General features: G+C 63.4%; 19 protein-coding genes. 11 read left to right on the top strand and 8 right to left on the bottom strand.

The window, feature by feature from the left end; genetic code table 11:
• The first annotated feature begins 23 nt into the window (after positions 1–23).
• Positions 24–1,343 (top strand): cation:proton antiporter, encoded by a 1,320-nt coding sequence (locus ACQY8M_RS28570; protein ID WP_428663025.1) that lies wholly within the window; start codon positions 24–26, stop codon positions 1,341–1,343.
• Positions 1,344–1,493: 150 nt separating this feature from the next.
• Here ACQY8M_RS28570 and ACQY8M_RS28565 read toward each other — a convergent pair whose 3' ends face one another.
• The 3 genes from ACQY8M_RS28565 to ACQY8M_RS28555 form a co-directional block, all read right to left on the bottom strand.
• Positions 1,494–3,053 (bottom strand): TerC family protein, encoded by a 1,560-nt coding sequence (locus tag ACQY8M_RS28565; RefSeq protein ID WP_428663022.1) that lies wholly within the window; start codon positions 3,051–3,053, stop codon positions 1,494–1,496.
• 58 nt (positions 3,054–3,111) lie between these two features.
• Entirely contained in the window at positions 3,112–3,390 is a 279-nt protein-coding gene (locus tag ACQY8M_RS28560; protein ID WP_428663019.1) for a hypothetical protein, read from the bottom strand.
• A 74-nt stretch (positions 3,391–3,464) separates the two neighbouring features.
• Positions 3,465–3,812: a dihydrofolate reductase family protein gene (locus tag ACQY8M_RS28555; RefSeq protein WP_428663016.1), complete on the bottom strand. Its 348-nt coding sequence runs from the start codon at positions 3,810–3,812 to the stop codon at positions 3,465–3,467.
• A 410-nt stretch (positions 3,813–4,222) separates the two neighbouring features.
• Here ACQY8M_RS28555 and ACQY8M_RS28550 point away from each other — a divergent pair, with 410 nt between their 5' ends.
• Positions 4,223–6,241: a DNA/RNA non-specific endonuclease gene (locus tag ACQY8M_RS28550; protein WP_428675526.1), complete on the top strand. Its 2,019-nt coding sequence runs from the start codon at positions 4,223–4,225 to the stop codon at positions 6,239–6,241.
• Positions 6,242–6,469: 228 nt separating this feature from the next.
• Here ACQY8M_RS28550 and ACQY8M_RS28545 read toward each other — a convergent pair whose 3' ends face one another.
• Entirely contained in the window at positions 6,470–7,237 is a 768-nt protein-coding gene (locus ACQY8M_RS28545; protein ID WP_428663014.1) for an IclR family transcriptional regulator, read from the bottom strand.
• 281 nt (positions 7,238–7,518) lie between these two features.
• On the opposite strand from ACQY8M_RS28545, the gene ACQY8M_RS28540 reads away from it, so the two are divergent.
• The 5 genes from ACQY8M_RS28540 (at position 7,519) to ACQY8M_RS28520 (ending at position 13,259) form a co-directional block, all read left to right on the top strand.
• A complete protein-coding gene (locus ACQY8M_RS28540; protein WP_428663011.1) occupies positions 7,519–8,493 on the top strand; it encodes a Bug family tripartite tricarboxylate transporter substrate binding protein in 975 nt (324 codons plus the stop codon).
• 100 nt (positions 8,494–8,593) lie between these two features.
• Positions 8,594–9,487 (top strand): polysaccharide deacetylase family protein, encoded by an 894-nt coding sequence (locus ACQY8M_RS28535; RefSeq protein ID WP_428663008.1) that lies wholly within the window; start codon positions 8,594–8,596, stop codon positions 9,485–9,487.
• A gap of 138 nt (positions 9,488–9,625) precedes the next feature.
• Entirely contained in the window at positions 9,626–11,161 is a 1,536-nt protein-coding gene (locus ACQY8M_RS28530) for an LVIVD repeat-containing protein (protein ID WP_428663006.1), read from the top strand.
• Positions 11,162–11,237: 76 nt separating this feature from the next.
• Complete coding sequence (locus tag ACQY8M_RS28525; protein ID WP_428663003.1) at positions 11,238–11,744, top strand: tripartite tricarboxylate transporter TctB family protein; 507 nt, start codon at positions 11,238–11,240, stop codon at positions 11,742–11,744.
• 6 nt (positions 11,745–11,750) lie between these two features.
• Positions 11,751–13,259, top strand: a complete 1,509-nt coding sequence (locus tag ACQY8M_RS28520; protein ID WP_428663000.1) for a tripartite tricarboxylate transporter permease — start codon at positions 11,751–11,753, stop codon at positions 13,257–13,259.
• Positions 13,260–13,755: 496 nt separating this feature from the next.
• On the opposite strand, the gene ACQY8M_RS28515 is transcribed toward ACQY8M_RS28520, so the two are convergent.
• Complete coding sequence (locus ACQY8M_RS28515; RefSeq protein ID WP_428662997.1) at positions 13,756–14,232, bottom strand: PIN domain-containing protein; 477 nt, start codon at positions 14,230–14,232, stop codon at positions 13,756–13,758.
• Between the two features lie 36 nt (positions 14,233–14,268).
• Complete coding sequence (locus tag ACQY8M_RS28510; RefSeq protein ID WP_428662995.1) at positions 14,269–14,943, bottom strand: type 1 glutamine amidotransferase domain-containing protein; 675 nt, start codon at positions 14,941–14,943, stop codon at positions 14,269–14,271.
• Between the two features lie 208 nt (positions 14,944–15,151).
• On the opposite strand from ACQY8M_RS28510, the gene ACQY8M_RS28505 reads away from it, so the two are divergent.
• From ACQY8M_RS28505 to ACQY8M_RS28490, 4 genes are all read left to right on the top strand, one after another.
• Positions 15,152–15,640 (top strand): SRPBCC family protein, encoded by a 489-nt coding sequence (locus tag ACQY8M_RS28505; RefSeq protein WP_428662992.1) that lies wholly within the window; start codon positions 15,152–15,154, stop codon positions 15,638–15,640.
• 12 nt (positions 15,641–15,652) lie between these two features.
• Positions 15,653–16,285, top strand: a complete 633-nt coding sequence (locus tag ACQY8M_RS28500) for a dihydrofolate reductase family protein (RefSeq protein WP_428662990.1) — start codon at positions 15,653–15,655, stop codon at positions 16,283–16,285.
• 126 nt (positions 16,286–16,411) lie between these two features.
• Entirely contained in the window at positions 16,412–17,425 is a 1,014-nt protein-coding gene (locus tag ACQY8M_RS28495) for a hypothetical protein (RefSeq protein ID WP_428662987.1), read from the top strand.
• A 125-nt stretch (positions 17,426–17,550) separates the two neighbouring features.
• On the top strand, positions 17,551–19,179 hold the full coding sequence (locus tag ACQY8M_RS28490) for an ABC-F family ATP-binding cassette domain-containing protein (RefSeq protein ID WP_428662985.1): 1,629 nt from the start codon (positions 17,551–17,553) through the stop codon (positions 19,177–19,179).
• A gap of 21 nt (positions 19,180–19,200) precedes the next feature.
• On the opposite strand, the gene ACQY8M_RS28485 is transcribed toward ACQY8M_RS28490, so the two are convergent.
• Entirely contained in the window at positions 19,201–19,620 is a 420-nt protein-coding gene (locus ACQY8M_RS28485) for a PIN domain-containing protein (protein WP_428662982.1), read from the bottom strand.
• A complete protein-coding gene (locus ACQY8M_RS28480) occupies positions 19,617–19,919 on the bottom strand; it encodes a hypothetical protein (protein ID WP_428675525.1) in 303 nt (100 codons plus the stop codon). Before ACQY8M_RS28480 ends, ACQY8M_RS28485 begins: the two co-directional genes overlap by 4 nt.
• Between the last annotated feature and the right edge of the window lie 253 nt (positions 19,920–20,172).

The following is a 20,172-nucleotide window of genomic DNA, read 5'->3' as shown; positions in this document are numbered from 1 at the left end:
GCAGCCCGTCCCGTTAAGGGCGGATGTTTGATCTCAGCGACTGGTCACCCGACCCCTATATTCTCGTGCTGACGGGGGTCGGCGTCCTCATCGCGCTCGTGGCCTGGTTGCCTTTGGCGCTCAAGCGCCTGCCGCTCTCGCTGCCCATCGTCTGTATCGCGATCGGCGCGGCGGTGTTCCTGATCCCGCAGGTGTCGGGGGAGCCGCTGCCGCTGGCCTATCCCGAAGTCACCGAGCGCTTCACCGAGCTGGTGGTCATCATCGCGTTGATGGGGGCGGGGCTGAAGCTCGATCGGGTCTTCAACTGGCGGCGATGGGGTGTGACCTGGCGGCTGCTGGCCATCACCATGCCGCTCAGCATCGCGGCCATCACGATTCTGGGGGCATGGGGCCTCGGTCTGCCCTGGGTGATCGCCCTGCTGCTGGGGGCAAGCCTGGCGCCGACCGATCCGGTCCTCGCCTCGGACGTCCAGGTCGGCCCGCCGAAGACAGGCGAGGAGGACGAGGTCCGGTTCGGCCTTACCTCCGAGGCGGGACTGAACGACGGGTTGGCGTTCCCGTTCGTGAATCTCGCCATCGCGCTGGGCCTTTACGCGGCCAACGGCGAGCCGTGGCTGGGCCAGTGGATCGCGCATGGCGTTCTCTGGGAGATCGGTGCGGGCGTGGCCGGCGGCTGGCTGGTCGGCCGCCTCTTCGGCTGGCTCACCTTCCGGGTGCCGGCCGAGACCAGGCTCGCCAAGACGGGCGACGGCCTGATCGCCCTTGCCGCCACGTTCGTCTCCTACGGCGTCACCGAGCTCTTCGAGTGCTATGGCTTCCTGGCCGTGTTCATCACCGCGCTCACGCTACGTCAAGCGCATCGCGAGCACGACTTTCATCGCGAGATGCACGACTTCGCCGAGCAGATCGAGCGCCTGATGATGATGGTCGTGCTGGTGCTATTCGGGGGAGCCCTGGTGAGCGGTCTCCTGGCGCCCCTCCGCTTGGTGGACATCGCCGCGGCGATCGTCATCCTTCTCATCATCCGGCCGCTGGCCGGGCTGGTGGGCCTGGCCGGGTTCAAGGCGGCATGGGGCGAGAAGCTGACGCTCGCCTTCTTCGGTATCCGCGGCGTGGGCTCGTTCTACTATCTCGCCTACGGCCTCAACCACATGCCCGCCGAGGGCGGGGAGCGCCTCTGGGCCATTGTCGGGCTGGTGGTGCTCCTGTCGGTTCTCCTGCACGGCCTGACGGTGACGCCGGTCATGCGGCAGCTCGACCGCAGCCAGGGGCGGGATCCCGATGCCGAAGGCATTCCTTTGTCTGGCGGGCGGGGAGCCGCTTCGTCGGAGACGACCTCGTGATTGTCGCCGAGGATATCAGAAGCGATCGCCATCCCGCATCGATCGGTGCGATCGGCGGCACTCCGGGGCGGCGGCGGCATCGCTGCCGTCAGCGATCGAAGCAGCCCGCCGAGCCTGCTGCCGGTGGTGGCCATTACCGTACTCCTGCGGTCACGCCGGCTCGGTCAGCTTGCGGACCCGGACCTTGTCGATGTTGCGCTCGTTCATCGACACGACCTCGAACTCCAGGTTTCCCGCCGTGACCTTGTCGCCGGCCTCCGGCATATGGCTGAGGCGCCAGAGGATGTAGCCGGCCAGGGTCGAGTAGCGGTCGGTCTCGTCGACGAGGTCGACGTCCAGCAGACTAGAGGCCCTGCGGATGTCGATCCAGCCGTCGACCAGCCAGGAGCCGTCCTCGGCCCGATCGGCGACGAGCTGCTCCTCGTCCTCGTCCGGGAAGTCTCCGGCGATCGCCTCGAGGATGTCGGTCGGCGTGACGATGCCTTCGAGCGAGCCGAACTCGTCGACGACGACGGCGATCTGCAGCGGCGACTTGCGCAGCTGCTCCATGAGGCGGAGCGCGTTGACGCTTTCGTGGACGAGCAGGGGCTGGCGCAGCGACCGTTCGGGGTTGATGCGCCCCTCCTCGAGCAGGTCGCGTAGCAGGTCCTTGGCGAAGGCGACGCCGGCGAAGCTGTCGAGGCTGCCGCGCGCCAGCAGGAAGCGCGAATGGCCGAGATCGAGGATCTTCGACTTCAGCGCCTCCTGGTCGTCGTCGAGATCGAGCCAGTCGATCTCGGTGCGCGGTGTCATGATCGACACCGCGGGACGCTCGGCGAGCGTCAGCACGCCGCGGATCATGTCCTTCTCCTCCGGCGCGAACAGCGCCTGTTCCTCGGCGCGCGACGCGATCGCCTCCGCCGCCTCGCCGAGCTGGATGTCGCCGCGCTTGCCCCCAAGCAGCCGCAGCACCGCGTCGGCGGTGCGGTCGCGCAGGTCGCCGGTCGTGATCAGCCTCTCCTTGTTGCGGCGAGCGACCTGGTTGAAGGCCTCGATCAGCACCGAAAAGCCGATCGCGGCATAGAGATAGCCCTTCGGGATGTGCAAGCCGAAGCCCTCGACGATCAGCGAGAAGCCGATCATCATCAGGAAGCCGAGGCAGAGGATGACGACCGTCGGGTGCTTGGAGACGAAGGCCATCAGCGGCCTCGAGGAGACCATCATCACGCCGATCGACACGATCACGGCGATCATCATCACAGACAGCTCGTCGACCATGCCGACCGCGGTGATCACGCTGTCGAGCGAGAAGACGGCGTCGAGCACGACGATCTGGACGATGACCTGCCAGAAGACGGCGTGGGCGACCTTGCCCTCCTTGTGGCCCATCGCGCCTTCGAGCCGCTCGTGCAGCTCCATCGTTCCCTTGAACAACAGGAACACGCCGCCGCCGATCAGGATGAGGTCGCGGCCGGAGAACTCGAGCGTGAGAAGGGTGAAGAGCGGCTCGGTCAGCGTCACGATCCAGGCGATCGAGGCGAGCAGGCCTAGGCGCATGACGAGCGCCAGCGACAGCCCGATCAGGCGGGCTTTCTCGCGCTGGTGCGGCGGCAGCTTGTCGGCCAGGATGGCGATGAAGACGAGATTGTCGATGCCGAGGACGATCTCCAGCACGACCAGGGTCGCGAGGCCCGCCCACATTGCGGGATCGGCCATCCATTCGAAGAACATTGCGGGTCAATCCGGCGCGCGGGCTCGCCGACCTTTCAATTGGAATAGGGTTGACGGCTCAGCGGGCGTGATCGCGAAGCGGCGTTCCGCGCTCCCGCGCCGGCTCGGCGAGACCAGCAGCCCGCCCGTCCTCCGCAAGATGGCCGAGGGTCGGCCGGAGCATAATCGCGGCCTCCGGCGGCAGCCTCAGGATGCGATCTTCACTCGCCTTGTGCCGAACCCGGATCTCGCGACGATCGCGCTTCCCGAGATTGCCGAAAGACTGGGCGATCTCGCGATCCCGGTCCGTGAACTCGAAGGATTGCAGCACATGGGCGGTCAGGGTCGGCTCCTTCACAGTCAGATCTGGAGCGTCGCCCGCTTGCTGCAATGTCTGAAATCACATTGCGGCGCCGGCCCTGTCCTGCCGCTCTACCCCGCGAGGACGATGTGGGTGGCGCGTTCCGTCGGCGCAAGATCGACGGTGCGATAGCCCGGGGCGCGGAGATCGAGGCCATTGAAGAGCGGCTCGCCCCGGCCGATCACGACAGGCGCCACGGCGAGGTGGATCTCGTCGACGTATCCGGCCTGGATGTATTGCCGCACCGTCGCGGCACCGCCGCCGATCTTGGTGTCCTTTGCGCCGGCCGCAGGGCGTGCCTGGTGCAGGGCGCTCTCGATGCCGTCGGTGACGGAATGGAAGGTCGTGCCGCCCAGCATCTCGATCGGCGGCCGCTGGTAGAGGGTCAGGATGAAGGTCGGCGCGCTGCAGGGCGGCATGTCGCCCACCGGCCTTTCCAGTCCTCGTCCGGCCCACCCCCGTCCGACCACTCGCCGCGGACCGGGCCAGTCAGAGTGCGGCCGAAGATCGAGGCGCCGCAACTTGATTCGGTGGCGGTTACATCAGCGTGCAACACAAGCGTGTACTGATGACCAGGCGAGCGGCAGTGGCGGCGGGAATTGCGCATGCAATTTAGGCGAGATATAATAATAGACTAAGCAACGCAGGGGTGAAGCCAATGTCGAGATTGGATCGGCTTCGCGAAGCCAGGGAGGAGATTCAGCGCGCGGCGCTCGACCGGTGGCGCGCCCGAACGGCGGAACGCGATCGCACGAAGGAAATCATCGCCACGCAAGGCCCGGGTTCGGCCGATTCGCCGGAGCGGCAGGACCTGTTCCGCAAGCGTTTGATGGGCATCAATCTTGTCAACGCCAGAAGCGCAGCGACAGACCTGCCCTTTGGCGTCGAGCGACGCATGGGAGCGTCGCTCGACTGGGTCGGGCTCGCTCCGAGCGAGCAAGCCCGGAAAGCAGGCCGGCCGGTCGCCCGCATCGTCAGCTCGACGGCGCCGAACATCGAGCCCGAGGGCTTTGCCACCGGGTTCCTCGTCAGTACCGATCTGCTCATGACGAACTGGCACGTGTTCCCCACCCGGACGGACGCGGTCGGCTGCGGCGCCAACTTCCTTCACGAGCTGACCGAGCGCGGCCTCGCTCGCGGGCTGACGTTTGCACTGGAGCCCGAGCGGTTCTTCCTCAGCGACCGATCACTCGACTTCGCCGTGATCGCGGTGGCGCCGCTCACCGATCGCGGCGAGGCGCTCTCCGACCTGGGACAGATCACGCTGATCGAAGCGAGGCCAAAAATCCTCAAGGGTCAGCCGGTGAACATCATCCAGCACCCTGAAGGTCAGCCGAAGCGATACGCGGTGGCGCAGAACCGGCTCGTCGACATCCTGGAGGCCGAGGGCTTCCTGCAGTACGAGACGGACACCCTCGAGGGCTCATCCGGCGCCCCGGCCTTCAGCGAGCACTGGGAACTGGTCGCCCTCCACCATGCGTCCATTCCCGCCATGCGCGACGGCAAACCACTGACGCGGAACGGCGAGTTGTGGACCAGGGACATGGGCGACGATGCCGTCCACTGGATCGCCAACGAGGGGACCCGGATCAGCGCGATCGTCGCGAAGTTGGCGACCATGAGCGCCCCCTCGTCCAGCGAAGCGGCAATCTTGCGCGCGCTGATCGCATTGACTGCGGACCCCGTGCCCGAAGCGATCGCGGCAGTCACCGGCGCGATGGGCAAGGAAGCAATCTCAATCAAGACCGCGGCGCCGCTCGCTGCAGCCGCAACAACGTTGCAGGAGACGAGGATGGGAGCCATTCAGTTTACGTTCACGGGGCCGGTCACGATCAACATAAGCGCGCCGGTTACGGCTGGCGCAATGACGACGGCCCCTGTCGCGGGGGCCGAACGTCCGGTTGCCGTCGAGCGATCCATCCGGTTCGATCCCGACTATGACGGCCGCGAGGGCTACGATCCCGGCTTCCTCGACGATGACGGGACGATCGTCGTGCCGACACCGACGATTGCGCCGGAGCGCCTTGCGGAGATCTACAAGGGCGAGGATGGCCGACCGCTCGTCCTGAAATACCACCACTTCGAGCTTGTGATGAACCGGGTGCGTCGGCTTCAGATGTGGTCGGCCGTGAACGTGGACTACTCTCCCGAGCGCAAGGTCGAGGGCGAACGCGAAGACTGGGGGAGCGACCGGTGGATACCGGATCCGCGGATCCCGGCCGCCGTGCAGATCTTCGACGCGGACTTCTACAAGCCGGCGGGCAACATCGACCGCGGGCACATCGTGCGCCGCGAGGACAATGAATGGGGGGATAACGACCTAGAGATCGAGTTCGCCAACAGCGACACATTCCATTGGACGAACTGCACCCCCCAACACGAGGCGTTCAACCAGGCCAATCCGGCGCGGAACGACCGCACTTATCGCGGCCGGGAAGGCGTCTGGGGCGCCTTCGAGAACCACATCCAGCGCAGCCGTAAGGAGCAGGACTCGAGGGCCTGCATTCTTGCCGGACCGATCCTGGACAAGGAGGATCCGAGCGCGGACTTCGGGCGCGGCGTGATCAAGTATCCGATCCGCTTCTTCAAAGTCGTCTGCGTGGCAGACGAGCTGCAAGGTGGCAAGGAGCTGAAGGTTTTCGCCTTCATTCTCAGCCAGCAGAACGTTGTCGACGAGTTTGGAATCGAGCGATTCGGGCCGGGCAAGTTCAAGCGGCATCAGGTCCCGCTCACGGATATTGAGCGGGAAGCCGGCATCGTCTTCGATCCGATGCTCCATTCCGCCGATCTGATGGCGGGGCAGCCTGCGACGGCCTTGGCGTCACTCGACGCCATCCGCGGTCTTTAGCGAAAGGCGGAGTGCCGGCGTTGCACGACCATGGCGCGGCGATCGGTGCGCTGCGTCGAGGTGTCGATGGATCAGTGACACGACCGCAAGCAGGTCCTCTGCCAGGAGGCGAAGGAGATCGGCGGCGCGCCGTGATCGGTCGCGCTGCCTCGCGAGGACGATGTGGGTGGCGCGTTCCGTCGGCACTTGCTCGACGGTCCGATAGCCCAGGGCGCGGCGATCGTGGGGCTATGACATGTGAAATTCTATTGCTGCAGCACATGTATGAAGGTGACGCGCCAACTTTGAGCGCCGTGATTGATGCATTCTCGAGGACAGCGTCGCGATGAATACGGCGGCGACAGGTATTTTGTTCGGCAGGCAAATCGCCTTACCCATCGCGCTGATGCCGTCCGCGGCCATGTTTTCGTCCAGCGAATAACCGCGACTCCGGCAACGCGCGACATCGTGCAAGATCGATTGCCTCGTAAACCGGCTATAGTTCCTCAGCTGATGTCGTATGGCATCGAACACGAGCTCGATCTCGGAATCGGCAAGCGCGGCAAGGATCGCTTGGCCACCGGCTCCAATGCCGAGCGGATGGCGGTCGCCGACACCTGACGTCATCGTCTGCACGTGGAAATGGCCTGCGATGGCGTCGAGGCAAATGGTTTCAAACCCGCTCCGCGCCACCAGGAAAGTCATGTCCCCCGTCATTTCGGCGACCTTGCAAAGGTGCATATGGGCGATCTCCTTGATGCCCTTGGCGGGCAAGGCGGCCAGCCCGAATTCATGGAGCAGGGGGCCGAGCCGATAACCGCGGCCATTCTGGCCCCGCGTAAGCATTCGCTCTTCGAGAAGACACTGGATGAGACGATGGGTGGTCGATTTGTTCAGCCCGCTTCCCTCGGCCAGGTCGATCAACCGCAAGTCGCGTGTATTGCTCGATGCAATCAATCGAAGCAGGCTGATGGCGCGTTGCACCGTCTGTACGGATGTTGGCACATTGCTCGTCATCGACGCTCCCCCCAGCGATGGTGCCGGGACAGAGTTTCATATAGTGGGAAATATGTCATCAAAGTCGCTGGCTCGCGGGCCACGAAGTCGAGCAACACTCCTTCGCTGACGACCACTTAACCCCAAAAAAAGCGCAATTCTCAATATCTTCGGGCCGTCTATTGAGATTTCTTACAGCATTTCATAAATTTCATATATTGGGAAGGACAAACAGGTTTCATTTTGACTTGCCAAGGCAGGGCTTCGAAACTCAGCGGCACAAGGAATGATTGGAGTCATTCATGCTGCACCGCGCACTGAGAAGCTTTTGCCTCCTGTTGTCCGTATTCATCGCGGCGCCGTACGCCAGCACTTTCGCGCAATCCCAACATACGCGGCCGATCAAGGTCATCGTTCCGTTCCCGGCGGGTGATCTGGCGGACGTCATTGTCCGCATTCTCTCCGAAGATATGGCCAAGAGCCTGGGGCAGCCGATCGTGGTCGAGAACCGGGCGGGAGCTTCCGGGCTCATCGGCTTGCAGGCTGTGGCCAGCGCGGATCCTGATGGTCATACGATCACGATGGGCCAACTCGGCAGTATGGTTATTGCGCCGATTATGAATAAGTGGCCGCTCGACATGAGGGCGGCCTTCGAGCCTGTCGCGCTCACTTACACCAACTACGTGACGATCGTCGCGACGCCAAGTTTGCGGGTCAGTTCACTGGAGGAGCTTATCGCGTACTCGAAGGGCAATCCCAAGGCTGTACGAGTCGCCACCGTCGGTTTGGGCAGTTTCCCGCATCTAATGTTCGAAATGCTACGGAAGCAAGCAGGGTTGGACTATACGCACATTCCCTACCGCGGTGGCGTACAGATTGTGCCAGACTTGATCACTGGGCGGATTGAAGTCGGTTCGCTCGGCTTTGCCAACGGTCTGGAATACTCAAAGGATGGCCGCCTCAGGGCTCTTGCAATGAGCGGACGTGCGCGGAACCCGGCAGCCTCGGATCTGCCTACGCTTTCGGAAACCGTGCCGGGACTCGAGATGCTCGGTTGGTTCGGGTTCTTTGCCCCGAAGGGAACGCCGCCTGCGATGATCAACCGCATAAACGCGGCTGTTAATCACGCGATGGCCAATCCGGAAACGGAAAAGCAGATCACCCGTCAGTACATTTTCGCCGCTCCAGGCACGCCGGCCGATTTCGGTCGGTTGTGGAATGAGGATTACGAGCGCTTGTCCAAGCTTATCCGCGAGCTAGGCATAGCGCAGCAATAAGCCAGAAGATCAACAAGCGGGGAGGCCCAAACGACAGTCCGTGCTCGCAGGGTGTTTCACATCGAACTTACTCGCATTTTTTCAGGTCCGTGAGAGAACAATGAATCGGAACATCGGCGCCAGCGTCCTCAAGCGGGTCGCTTACAGCTCCATCAATTCCCGTCCGCCGCTTGCACTGCCCAATAGTGCGCGTGTCGCAGTCTGGACGATCGTCAACGTCGAGAGCTGGAGTCCTCTTGGTCCAATGCCGCGTGCGGTGCTGCCACCGCCGATGGGGCAGGCATTGCTGCCCGACATTCCGAATTGGGCCTGGCACGAATACGGAATGAGAGTCGGCTTCTCACGGTTTCTCGATGTTCTGGGCAGTCGCAGCTTGAAGGCCACGTTCGCCGTGAACGGTACCGCGTGCAGCCAGTACGAGGAAGCATGCTTGGCGGCTCATCGTTGCGGCTGGGAGTTCATGGGGCATGGTTACTTGCAGGAGCCGGCGCACGTGACCAGCGACCAGATGGCCGCGATCACCTCGACGATCGAGGCGATCGCCAAAATCACCGGCGCTCCGCCACGCGGATGGGAAAGCCCCGGATTGACCGAAACCGACGATACTCTCGATCTGCTGGCCGAGGCAGGGATCGAGTACGTCGCAGACTGGGTGCTCGACGAGCAGCCCGTCTCACTGGAGACTCGAAGCGGGCGCATTGTTTCCGTCCCATATACAGTCGAGATCAACGACGTCGTCATCAGCGCAGTTCAGCAGCAGGCGTCAGATGAAATCTATCGCCGCGGCCGAGACCATTTTGATCGGCTTTACCTGGACGGTATGAAGGCCCCGCGCATCATGGCGATTGCCATTCACCCCTATCTCACCGGTGTGCCGCATCGCATCAAATATCTTGAGATGCTCTACGACCACATCATGTCGCACGAGGATGTGGTGATGTGGACTGGCGCCGAAATACTCGACTGGTATCGCACCCAGACGCGGTCCGGGTAGACGGCCGGGTGAGGGATCATACTCGATCGCCCATACACAATGGCCGGGTTGCCCCCTTCGAAAACAACCGAGTGTCCATAGGGTGCTCGCTCAATTTTGTCGAAATCGAGAACCACCATCACGTACAGGGGATCCACCATGGCACAGAATGACGATCACTCGAATGCAATGAAATCTTCAGACGATGGAGAGAGAAACTTCAGTGTCATGGCGGGAGGTGGAGTCGTACCGTTCCGGCTGCCGGCAGGCGCGTTGAATTTCCTCGACCGCAATCAATACAGCTCCAATATGGACGTCGTCGCCTATTTCCCGTCGATCAACCTGTCGATCTTCGGGGACGAGCACTCGTGCATGTGGGCAAAGGGGAAGCGTCGCCTCATCGCGTATAAGGGCGGCTGGGTCGACATCACCGAACCCAAGAAAGCCGTGGTGATCGGCGAGAGCAATCTCGGTGTGATGCAAAGCTGTGTGTACAACAAGGAGCTCAAGAAATGGATCCGGGTAATCGGGCATCAGATGCCGCTGACGCCGGGAACACCGCAGTATCCGCGGGGGAAATATCACCCGGACTATGCGCGCCAGGCGATCGATGATCCAGGCTTTCGCGGTATCAAGACATACGATGTGACAAATCCCGAGAAGACTGAACTGTTGAACGAGTTTGAGACGGGCAGGAATGGGTTCGGCGTTCATCTGCCGTTCTACGACGGCGGCAAGTACGCTTATCTGGCGGCAGGCTGGGACGACCAACTGCGCATGGAGAGCACGGAGCGTGTCTACAGCAACGGCCTGATGATCGTCGACATGACGGATCCGTCGAAGGTGAAGGAAGTGTCGAGGTGGTGGGTTCCAGGTCAGCGGCTCGACGAGGAGGAACTCTATCGTACCACTTATCCGTTTGCCGGCGATCAATGCTCATGGACCGGCAACCGTACCCCCTGCATCGTCCCGGTCAGGGTCGAGGACGGCGGCACCGTCGGCTATGGTGGTTGGGGACATTTTGGAATGTACGTCCACGACCTGTCCGACATCCACAACCCTAAGGTTTATGGCAAGGTTACTCACCCGCTCGAGGCCATCGGCGCCATTCCCTATCACCATGTCGTACCTGTGACGGCGGACCCAGTGCGCTATCCGCGGCTCCAGGATCTTGTCGTCGCGGTGCCCGAAGCGCTCGAAGCTGACGGCCGCGAGCCATTCCATACGAGTTATGTCGTTGACGTGAAGGACCTGACCAACCCACGCATTATCGGCATCTTTCCGCGACCCATGCCGCATCAGGATGCGCCCTACAAGGACTTTGCGATGGCACGCGGGCGATTTAGCTCCCGCGCCATGCAGCACTGGATCGCTCCAGGCAGGGCGCGCCCGGATGTTGTCGCGTTGTCGTATCTCAATGCGGGCCTGCGCTTGTACGACATTTCGGATCCGACGGAGCCAAAGGAGGTCGCTTATTTCGTTCCGCCTCGGGATGGCGAAATGGAGAACTATCTGAGCTGGCGCCGGGGTACGACAGAAGCCGTCTTTATCGAATGGGACCGCAACCTGATCTGGGTATCAACGCACGCAGGCCTGTATTGCTTGTCGGCGCCCTTCCTCGGGGCTCCGATATTGGAGCCGATGGCCGTTTCCCAATGGTCCGTACCTCATGTGAATTTGGGCTGGGACGATTGAATCCAGAAAGACGCATGGAGCAATCGCCAGGCCGAGCAATACGGTCGGACGGTCTTTGGACTTGGTGGAGTTGGATATGAATGATGCGCCGGGTCACTGGGAACAGACGGGCAAATCCATGGCGCCCAAATGGATCAAGCACCCCCAGGATTTCATCGCTGGGGTGGTGCTTATGGCGCTTGCGCTGTTTGCCCTATGGGCTTCGCGCGACCTGCAGGGCATGGACGGAGCCTCCTTCGGTGCCGGCACCGCTCCACGCATATTTGCGGGGCTGCTGTTTACGCTTGGCTTTGGCGTGATGTTGGTCGGCATTCTCTCCAAGGGACCACCGATCCAGAAGTATCGCTTTCGCGGCCCGCTCTTTATATCGCTGGCGATTGTTTCCTTTGCCTTTACGATACGCCCGTTAGGTCTCCTCATCTCCGCTTTCGTGAGCTTCATGCTCGCCGCACTCGCCACTGACGAGACCAGATGGGGCGAGGCGATCATCGTCGGCGTCTGCCTGACGGTCGGTTGCAGCCTGCTTTTTCCCTATGCGCTCGGCCTGCCGTTTCAGCTCTTTCCGCGTTTCATGACTCCGTGAGGCGTGATGGTCGATCTGTTCGCAAATCTCGCCCACGGGTTCGGGGTCGCACTGACTCCCATCAACCTCCTGCTGTGCCTTATAGGCGTGCTCGTGGGAACGCTGATCGGCGTGTTGCCGGGCATAGGCACCATCGCCACCATAGCGATGTTGTTGCCGATCACTTTCGGGCTTCCGCCGGTCGGCGCGCTGATCATGCTCGCCGGCATATTCTACGGTGCGCAGTATGGCGGCTCGACCACCTCGATCCTGGTCAATATCCCCGGTGAGGCGACGTCGATTGTCACCGCACTCGACGGCTTCCAGATGGCCAAGCAGGGCCGTGCCGGTCCGGCACTTGCGATTGCAGCGTGCGGGTCGTTCTTCGCCGGCTGCGTCGCGACGGTACTGATCGCGGTGCTCGGCGCGCCGCTGACGGAACTGGCGCTGGCGTTCGGCCCAGCCGAGTATTTCTCGCTGATGGTGCTCGGCCTGATTTTCGCGGTGGTGCTGGCAAAGGGTTCCGTGCTGAAGGCGATCGCGATGATCGTCTTCGGCCTGCTGCTGTCGATGATCGGGTCCGACATCGAGACCGGTGCCGCGCGCATGGCGTTCAACATTCCTGAACTGGCCGACGGCCTCGGCTTTGCGACGGTCGCAATGGGCGTGTTCGGCTTCGCCGAAATCATCCGCAACCTCGACGGCGACGGTAAGATGAATCGTGATTTGGTGCAGCAGAAGATCACCGGTCTGATGCCAACCAGAAAGGATCTGGAGGATTCGTTTCTTCCCGTTCTGCGTGGGACGGCACTCGGATCGGTGCTCGGCATTCTGCCGGGTGGCGGTGCGGTCATCGCCTCGTTCGCGGCGTATACGCTGGAGAAGAAGATGGCTAGGGATCCGTCGCGGTTCGGCCGTGGTGCGATTGAGGGCGTGGCGGCGCCTGAAAGCGCCAACAATGCGGCGGCGCAGACTTCCTTCATCCCGTTGCTCACGCTCGGCATCCCGCCGAACGCGGTGATGGCGCTCATGGTTGGCGCGATGACCATACACGGCATCGTGCCGGGCCCGCAGGTGATGCAGAAGCAGCCGGATCTGGTGTGGGGCATGATCGCGTCGATGTGGATCGGCAATCTGATGCTGATCGTCATCAACCTGCCGTTGGTCGGCATCTGGGTGCGGCTCTTGCGCGTGCCGTACCGGCTGATGTTCCCGTCGATTGTGATCTTCTGTGCAATCGGCATCTACTCCGTGAACAACGCGCCGCTCGACGTCATCCTGGCAGGCTTTTTCGGCCTCGTGGGCTACTTGTTGATCAAGCACGATTTCGAGCCGGCGCCGCTGTTGCTTGGCATGGTGTTAGGTCCGCTGATGGAGGAAAACTTGCGCCGGACGCTGCTGATCTCGCGTGGTGACTGGTCGGAATTCGTGACCCGTCCGCTGTCGGCGATGCTACTTGCAATTTCGGTGGGGCTTCTGGTGCTGGCAGTTCTGCCGTCGCTGCGCAGGAAGCGCGACGAGGTGTTCGTGGAGTAGCACCCGGCTGCGGTACGCAACTTCAGCTGAATGGCGTCGCTAGCCCCAGCAGCGATACCAGTCTGTGAGCCACAGTCTGGCTGCCTTGGCCAGCTCGTGAACTGGCCGAAGGCTTGCGTCGGGAATTTGGGCAAGGCACGGACGACAAGACGGCTCGGGTCACAGGTGGTCAGCAGCCGAGCGAGGAGGGTGGCCTGACGGCGCAGTAGTGCCGGCGCCAGCTTTCGATCGATACGGGAGCTTCGTGAGGAGTGGTCAAGATTGCACCGGTAGGCAAATCGTCTCGGAGCTTCGAAGCCCTCATTCTCGCGGTCGACACCGCCATAGCGCGGCGTTGCGCGCGGCTTCACGTGCCGGATCCCCACGCCGCGCGCGCCGCCCCGATTGCCGCAACGGCGATGATGCGCAGTCTCGCGGTCGTCATGCGCACTGTCGCCGACTTCGAGCCGACCGGTGTCGCCGTGGCTGCCTTGACCGTCGGTGGTCAAGGCACTCTTCAGGCCATGCAGCCCTGTATCTGGCGGAAGGTGTTGGTCGGGAAGAACCGTTGGAAGATGTCCGGACCGTTCACCCCTAGCGGGTTCTCCAGGCTCTGGTCGGGGCCCGCCGCGAAGCCGTCGAGCGAGACGCCGAACCCGGCCACTTTCACTTTGGTCATCGAGCCTCGCCATAGTGCGGCCGTCCAGGGGGCAATCACGGTGAGGCCCGCGGCCGCGAAGGCGCTGGTATCGGGCGAGGCGACGGCGAACCCGTGCGCGGCGGCGATCGCGGCAATGTAGCCGTCGGGGATCGGGAAGCCCTTTCCGGCCCGGCGCGCCGTCGCGGCGAGCTCCGCGTAGTGCCGCGCCGCTGGCGTGTCGAGGGGCAGGATGCGGCCCGCGAACTGGTCCAGCAAGCCGTCGATCCGCGCTGGCAGCATGTCCTTTCGCCTGCCGTCCTGTAGCGTGCGGAAGCCGAAGAGGAGTTCGGCCACGGTGATGCTGGAGACGACGCGGGCTCGTTCAGCTCTTCACGCCAGCTTCTTCAGGGCCGCGAGCAGCTCCTTCGCCAGCGGCCCGGCCGACGCGGGATTCTGGCCGGTGATGAGGCGGCCATCGACGACGACGTGCGGTTGCCAGTTGGCGGTCGACGAATACGACGCGCCCTCCGCCGTCAGGGCGTCCTCGAGCTCGTAGGGCACGTCCTCGCGGGCGTAGTCGAATTCTTCCTTCTTCGAGAATGACGTGAGCTTCTTGCCGCGCACGAACGGCGTACCGTCGCCGAGGTCGACGCCGAGCAGCGAGCACGGGCCGTGGCACACGGCGGTGACGAGCTTGTCCGTGGTCCAGGCCCGCACGATCGCCTTCTGGACCTCCGTATTGCGCTGGATGTCGACCATGGGTCCGAGGCCGCCGGGCACCAGGATCGCCTCGTAGTCCGCCGCGTCCACCTCCGACAGCTTTCGGCTGCGGTTCAGGCGGCGAAAGGCCTTGCTCTCGAAGAACGCCTTCTGGGCCGGATCGTTCGCATCATACGCGTCGTAGGGCGTCCATCCGCCGGCGGGCGAGGCGAACTCGATCGCAATACCCGCCGTGTCGAGCACGTCGAAGGGATGAGCGACCTCGGCGAAGAAGAAGCCGGTCTTGCGATTGTGCGGGCCGATCACGGCGGCATTGGTCACGATGAACAGAACGTGCTGGGTCAAGGCTTTCTCCTTGAGGATAGGGGCATCGTCCTCGACAGCGGCAGGTCTGACGAGCCGGCGGAGAAGAATAGGGGCAAACGCCTCGTCCCGCCGGTTAAGCATGGTAAAAACGGGGCATCGTCCGTGGCCGCAGCCGGTTGCGTGAAGCCGGCTCCCGCGCTAGACACTAAACAAGTTGGTTTAGTATTGGGCGCGACGGAGACGGTCGATGGGAGAAATGGTGAGCAGCGGCCGCACGACGGTCGAGCGACGGTCCGACCGCGAGCTCGTGGTGACGCGGACCTTCGACGCGCCGGCGCGGCTCGTCTTCGACGCGTGGACTAGGCCCGAGCTGTTCAGGCAATGGTGGGCGCCGAAGTCGTCGCCCGTGCCCCTGCTGTCCTGCGAGATGGACGTTCGCACCGGGGGCGGCTACCGGCTTGCGTTCGGACAGGACGCCGCGAACTCCATGGCCTTCTTCGGCAGGTACCTCGACGTGTCGCCGCCCGCGCGGCTCGTCTGGACCAATGAGGAAAGCACGGACGCCGCGGTGACCACGGTGACCTTCGAGGAAGGCGAGGGCCGGACGCGGCTGGTCCTGCAGGAACGCTATCCGTCGAAGCAAGCGGTCGACGAGGCTTGCGCCGGAATGGAAGGCGCGATGCCCGAGCAGTTCGCGCAGCTGGACGCGCTTCTCGTCACCTTGGTTCACAGTTAAGGGAAGGTCCCCTTGGGCAAGGTGCGTGTCGCGGGTTTTGGTGTATCGATCGACGGCTTCGGCGCCGGCCCGGACCAGAGCTTGAAGCATCCGCTCGGCAAAGGGGGGCCGGCGCTGCACGACTGGTTCTACCCGACCCGGGCCTTCCGATCGATGATCGGGCAGGAGGGCGGGACGGACGATCGCTTCGCCTCCGCCGCGATGGCGGGCTTCGGCGCCTTCATCCTGGGCCGCAACATGTTCGGGCCGGCTGGCAACGATTGGGGCGGGCCCGACTGGAAGGGCTGGTGGGGCGACAATCCGCCGTACCACGCGCCGACCTTCATCCTCACGCATCACGCCCGGCCGCCGATCGTGATGGCGGGCGGGACGACCTTCCATTTCGTCACCGACGGGATCGAGGCGGCGCTCGCCCGGGCCAAGGCCGCCGCGGGCGATCTCGACGTGAAGATCGGCGGCGGCGTATCGACGGTCCGCCAGTACCTGCTCGCCGGAGCGATCGACGAGCTGCATCTGGCGTTGTCGCCCGTCTTTCTGGGCCGCGGCGAATCCCTGTTCGCCGGCATCAACCTGCCAGGTCTCGGCTATCGGGTGACGGAGACGGTCCCGACGGCACTCGCGACCCACCTCGTGCTGACGCGCTGACTGCCGGGAGCGGGACCGTATCCTCGATCGGTGCGGCGGTGGCGACGCGGAATATGGGGCCCGGATCGTGCCCGTCCGACTGACGATCGAGGACTTTCGGAGACTTTCGTGATCTGATCGACCAAGATGGTCTGGCGCGCGATATTCGACACGGTAAAGTTGCCCCTGCAGGCGGCCGGCCTGCGCCTCGGCCAAGCACGATCGTGGATGGGACGATCATCGTGGCGCCGGGCTCGAGCAAGAACCGGGCATGAACTGGCCGGGGCTGCTGCCGATCCCGCCGTTCCGGATTACAAGAAAGTCGTCGAATCTGTCTTCCTCAGAAGATCGATAGAGCGACAGCCTCTTCTCGTCGTTCTGGGCGACATGGAGCATTTCAGGTCGAGCCCGATCTGGAAAAGCCGCCGCAAAGCCCGGCTTTTTCATTGCAAGGCCCTGGATGAAGCGAGCGATGAGGAGCTACAGGCCGACTCGACGCGATTCATCAGGTGGGCGCCTCGGTCGAAATACATTATCTCCGAAAAGGAGCGCAATCGTGTACCGAAAAACCGATCCATCATAAACGATACTCACTTCAGCTGCAGCAAGCGCAACGTGCAGGTCAATTTCGAGAAGGTGTTCGGCTACCGCTTGAGTGTCGATCCTCTCGGGGAAACAGGGAGCTGCGTCAGGAAAAGTGATCGCAATGCAGTGCACGATGGGCGAGTCATTCTTCTTCCTGTCGCGGAAATCGAGCCGAATGTCGTTTACGAGAAGATTGTCGATAACGAGTGCGGGCACGATCTTGTGTATGACATACGCCTGCCGGTATTCGGGCCGGTATCTCCTTACTGCATCGTCAAGCTGCGCGAAAAATCGATGAGGTTCGGGCGTACAAACGTGGTGTCTTTCCTTCTTCCGGCATCTTCGTTGCTGGACTCGGAAGAAATCAGCCTGTGCAGGAGTTTCGCCAAGGAGATCGGCCTGGATTTCGGCGAGCTGGATGTGCTCAGGGACGGACAGAGCGGAAAAATATACATTGTAGACGCAAACAATACGCCCGTGGGTCCGTCCCAATCCCTGTCTGCCGAGGAAAGAAGCCACGCGATAAAACTATACGCCCAGCATTTCAGCAATTCGTTCTTTGGGACGAAATACTAGCTGACCGACGCCACCCGGTAGAGCTCTGGCGGGGACGAAGGAATTGGGGTGACGGGGCAATCCGCCGCAAGACCGTCAGCTGACTGTGGCTTGCGTTGCGGCTGCTTTCCAGTCAGCACCGGCGCATGATTCGTCTCGACAATATCAGCAAGCAGCACGGCCACCAGATCCTGTTCATCGACGCGTCGATGGGTATCCAGAAGGGCGAGAAGGTGGGGCTGGTCGGGCCCAACGGCGCGGGCAAGACGACGCTGTTCCGGATGATCGCCGGGCAGGACCGGCCGGATGACGGCCAGGTGACGGTCGATGCCGGCATGACGATCGGCTATTTCAGCCAGGATGTCGGCGAGATGTCGGGCATGAGCGCGGTCGCGGCGGTGATGGACGGCGTCGGGCCGGTCAGTGCGCTGGCCACCGAGATCGCGGCGCTCGAGGCGGCGATGGCCGATCCGGAGCAGGGCGACAACATGGACGCGCTGGTCGAGCGCTATGGCGAGGTGCAGGGGCGGTTCGAGGAGCTCGACGGCTATGCGCTGGAGGCGCGCGCGCGCGAGGTGCTGGCCGGGCTGAGCTTCAGCCAGGAGCGGATGGACGGCGATGTCGGCCTGCTCTCCGGCGGCTGGAAGATGCGGGTGGCGCTCGCCCGCATCCTGCTGATGCGGCCCGACGCCATGCTGCTCGACGAGCCCTCCAACCATCTCGATCTCGAAAGCCTGATCTGGCTCGAGGATTTCCTCAAGAAATACGACGGCGCGCTGCTGATGACCTCGCACGATCGCGAGTTCATGAACCGCATCATCGGCAAGGTGGTGGAGATCGACGGCGGCGCGCTCATCACCTACTCGGGAAACTTCGATTTCTACGAGGAGCAGCGCGCGCTGAGCGAGCGCCAGCGCCAGGCGCAATACGAGCGCCAGCAGGCGATGCTGGCCAAGGAGATCAAGTTCATCGAGCGCTTCAAGGCGCGTGCCTCGCACGCCGCGCAGGTGCAGAGCCGGGTGAAGAAGCTCGACAAGATCGAGAAGGTCGAGCCGCCGCGGCGCCGCCAGTCGGTGCGATTCGAGTTCCGCAGCCCGCCGCGCTCGGGCGACGACGTCGTGAGCTTCAAGAGCGTGCACAAGGGCTACGGGTCGCAGCCGATCTATGAGGGGCTCGATCTGCGGCTGCGGCGCCAGGAACGCTGGTGCGTGCTGGGCGCCAACGGGGCCGGGAAGTCGACCTTGTTGAAGCTGGTCGCGGGCGAGACCGAGCCGGACGAAGGCAGCGTGGCGCTCGGCGCCAGCGTCCGCATGGGCTATTTCGCGCAGCACTCGATGGACCTGCTGGACGGCGACGAGACGGTTTTCGAATCGCTCGACAGTTCGTTCCCGCAGGCCGGCACGGGCGCGCTGAAGTCGCTCGCCGGCTGCTTCGGCTTCTCCGGCGACGATGTCGAGAAACCGTGCCGCGTGCTGTCGGGCGGCGAGAAGGCGCGGCTGGTTATGGCCAAGATGCTGTTCGACCCGCCCAACTTCCTGGTGCTCGACGAGCCGACCAACCATCTCGACATGGCGACCAAGGAGATGCTGGTCGCGGCCCTCGCGGACTTCGAGGGCACCATGCTGTTCGTGAGCCACGACCGCCGCTTCCTCGCCGCGCTCTCCAATCGCGTGCTCGAGCTGACGCCCGAGGGCGTCCAGCAGTACGGCGGCGGCTACACCGAATACGTCGCGCGAACCGGCCAGGAAGCCCCGGGCCTGCATCCCGGCGGGTAGCCTGCATCTACGCGCACCGGGCTACCTGAGCGGATTGACGATCTCCTTGCCGTCGAAATCGCGTTCATTGTCGGTGACGATCACACAGTCGTTCACCTCGGCAATGGCAGCGATGATGGTATCGAGCGCGCTGCGGGGACGGCCGTGCGTCTTTCCATCCGCCATGAGCCGGGCCCACGCGAGAGCCGCCTTTTCGTCGAAAGCAAGCACGCGGCCGGCAAACAGGGATTGAGGGCCCTCAGGCCCCGCAAACCACGCCTCGAGCTCGCGCTGGCGCTTGCCGGCGGGCTTCTCGAGCACCCCTCGCCAGATTTCTGCAACTGTCAGCGAGGAGATGTAGAGATCCTCGTCCGCCTGTTCCGCCATCCAGGTCAGCAGCGATTCCGACGGCGTGGGCCTGGTGACGTTGCTGATGATGTTCGTGTCGAGCAGGAACCTCATCGGATCCCGGCGTCGCGGCCCTCTTCGCGGGAGCGGGTCAGATCGAGTTCCGCGCCGACGAGCGGCGAACGCCGGAGCGCCGCGACAATGCCGCCTTTGCGCGGTGGGTCGCCCGAAACCGACCGGCTGACCGTCGCGCGCAGCGATGCCGCCTCGGGTGTATCTTCCGCAAGCTTGCGAGCGACAGACCGGATCAGCTCACGATCCGCCTCGCGACCGAGCACTTCGAAGCGCGCGAGCCCGCGTTCCCCGAGTCGGGAGCGATAGTTCCGAACAGCACGCTGCTGAGCTTTGCCGATGGCCGCCTCCTAGTATATCCAGTGATATAACCAGGGAGTCTGCCTGCGGCAAGCGGACCTGCTGCACGAGCGGCCATCGATTACGCGACAGGAGCGGCAGCACGGCTTAGCCGCTTCGGCGTGGGCACCGCGGCGCGTTGGCTAGTCGCTGACGAACTTTTACAATGGGTGCGCGAAATGACGGTGAGCTAATCGCCCAATCCAACCAGTCTGGCCCTCTAATCTCACTTGTGCCCGCGGCTCGGGAGCCTCA

Source organism: Reyranella sp. (assembly GCF_965279465.1).
Lineage (GTDB): Bacteria > Pseudomonadota > Alphaproteobacteria > Reyranellales > Reyranellaceae > Reyranella.
The sequence above is the reverse complement of the archived record's forward strand: the minus strand, read 5'-3'. Positions and strand labels throughout refer to the sequence as shown.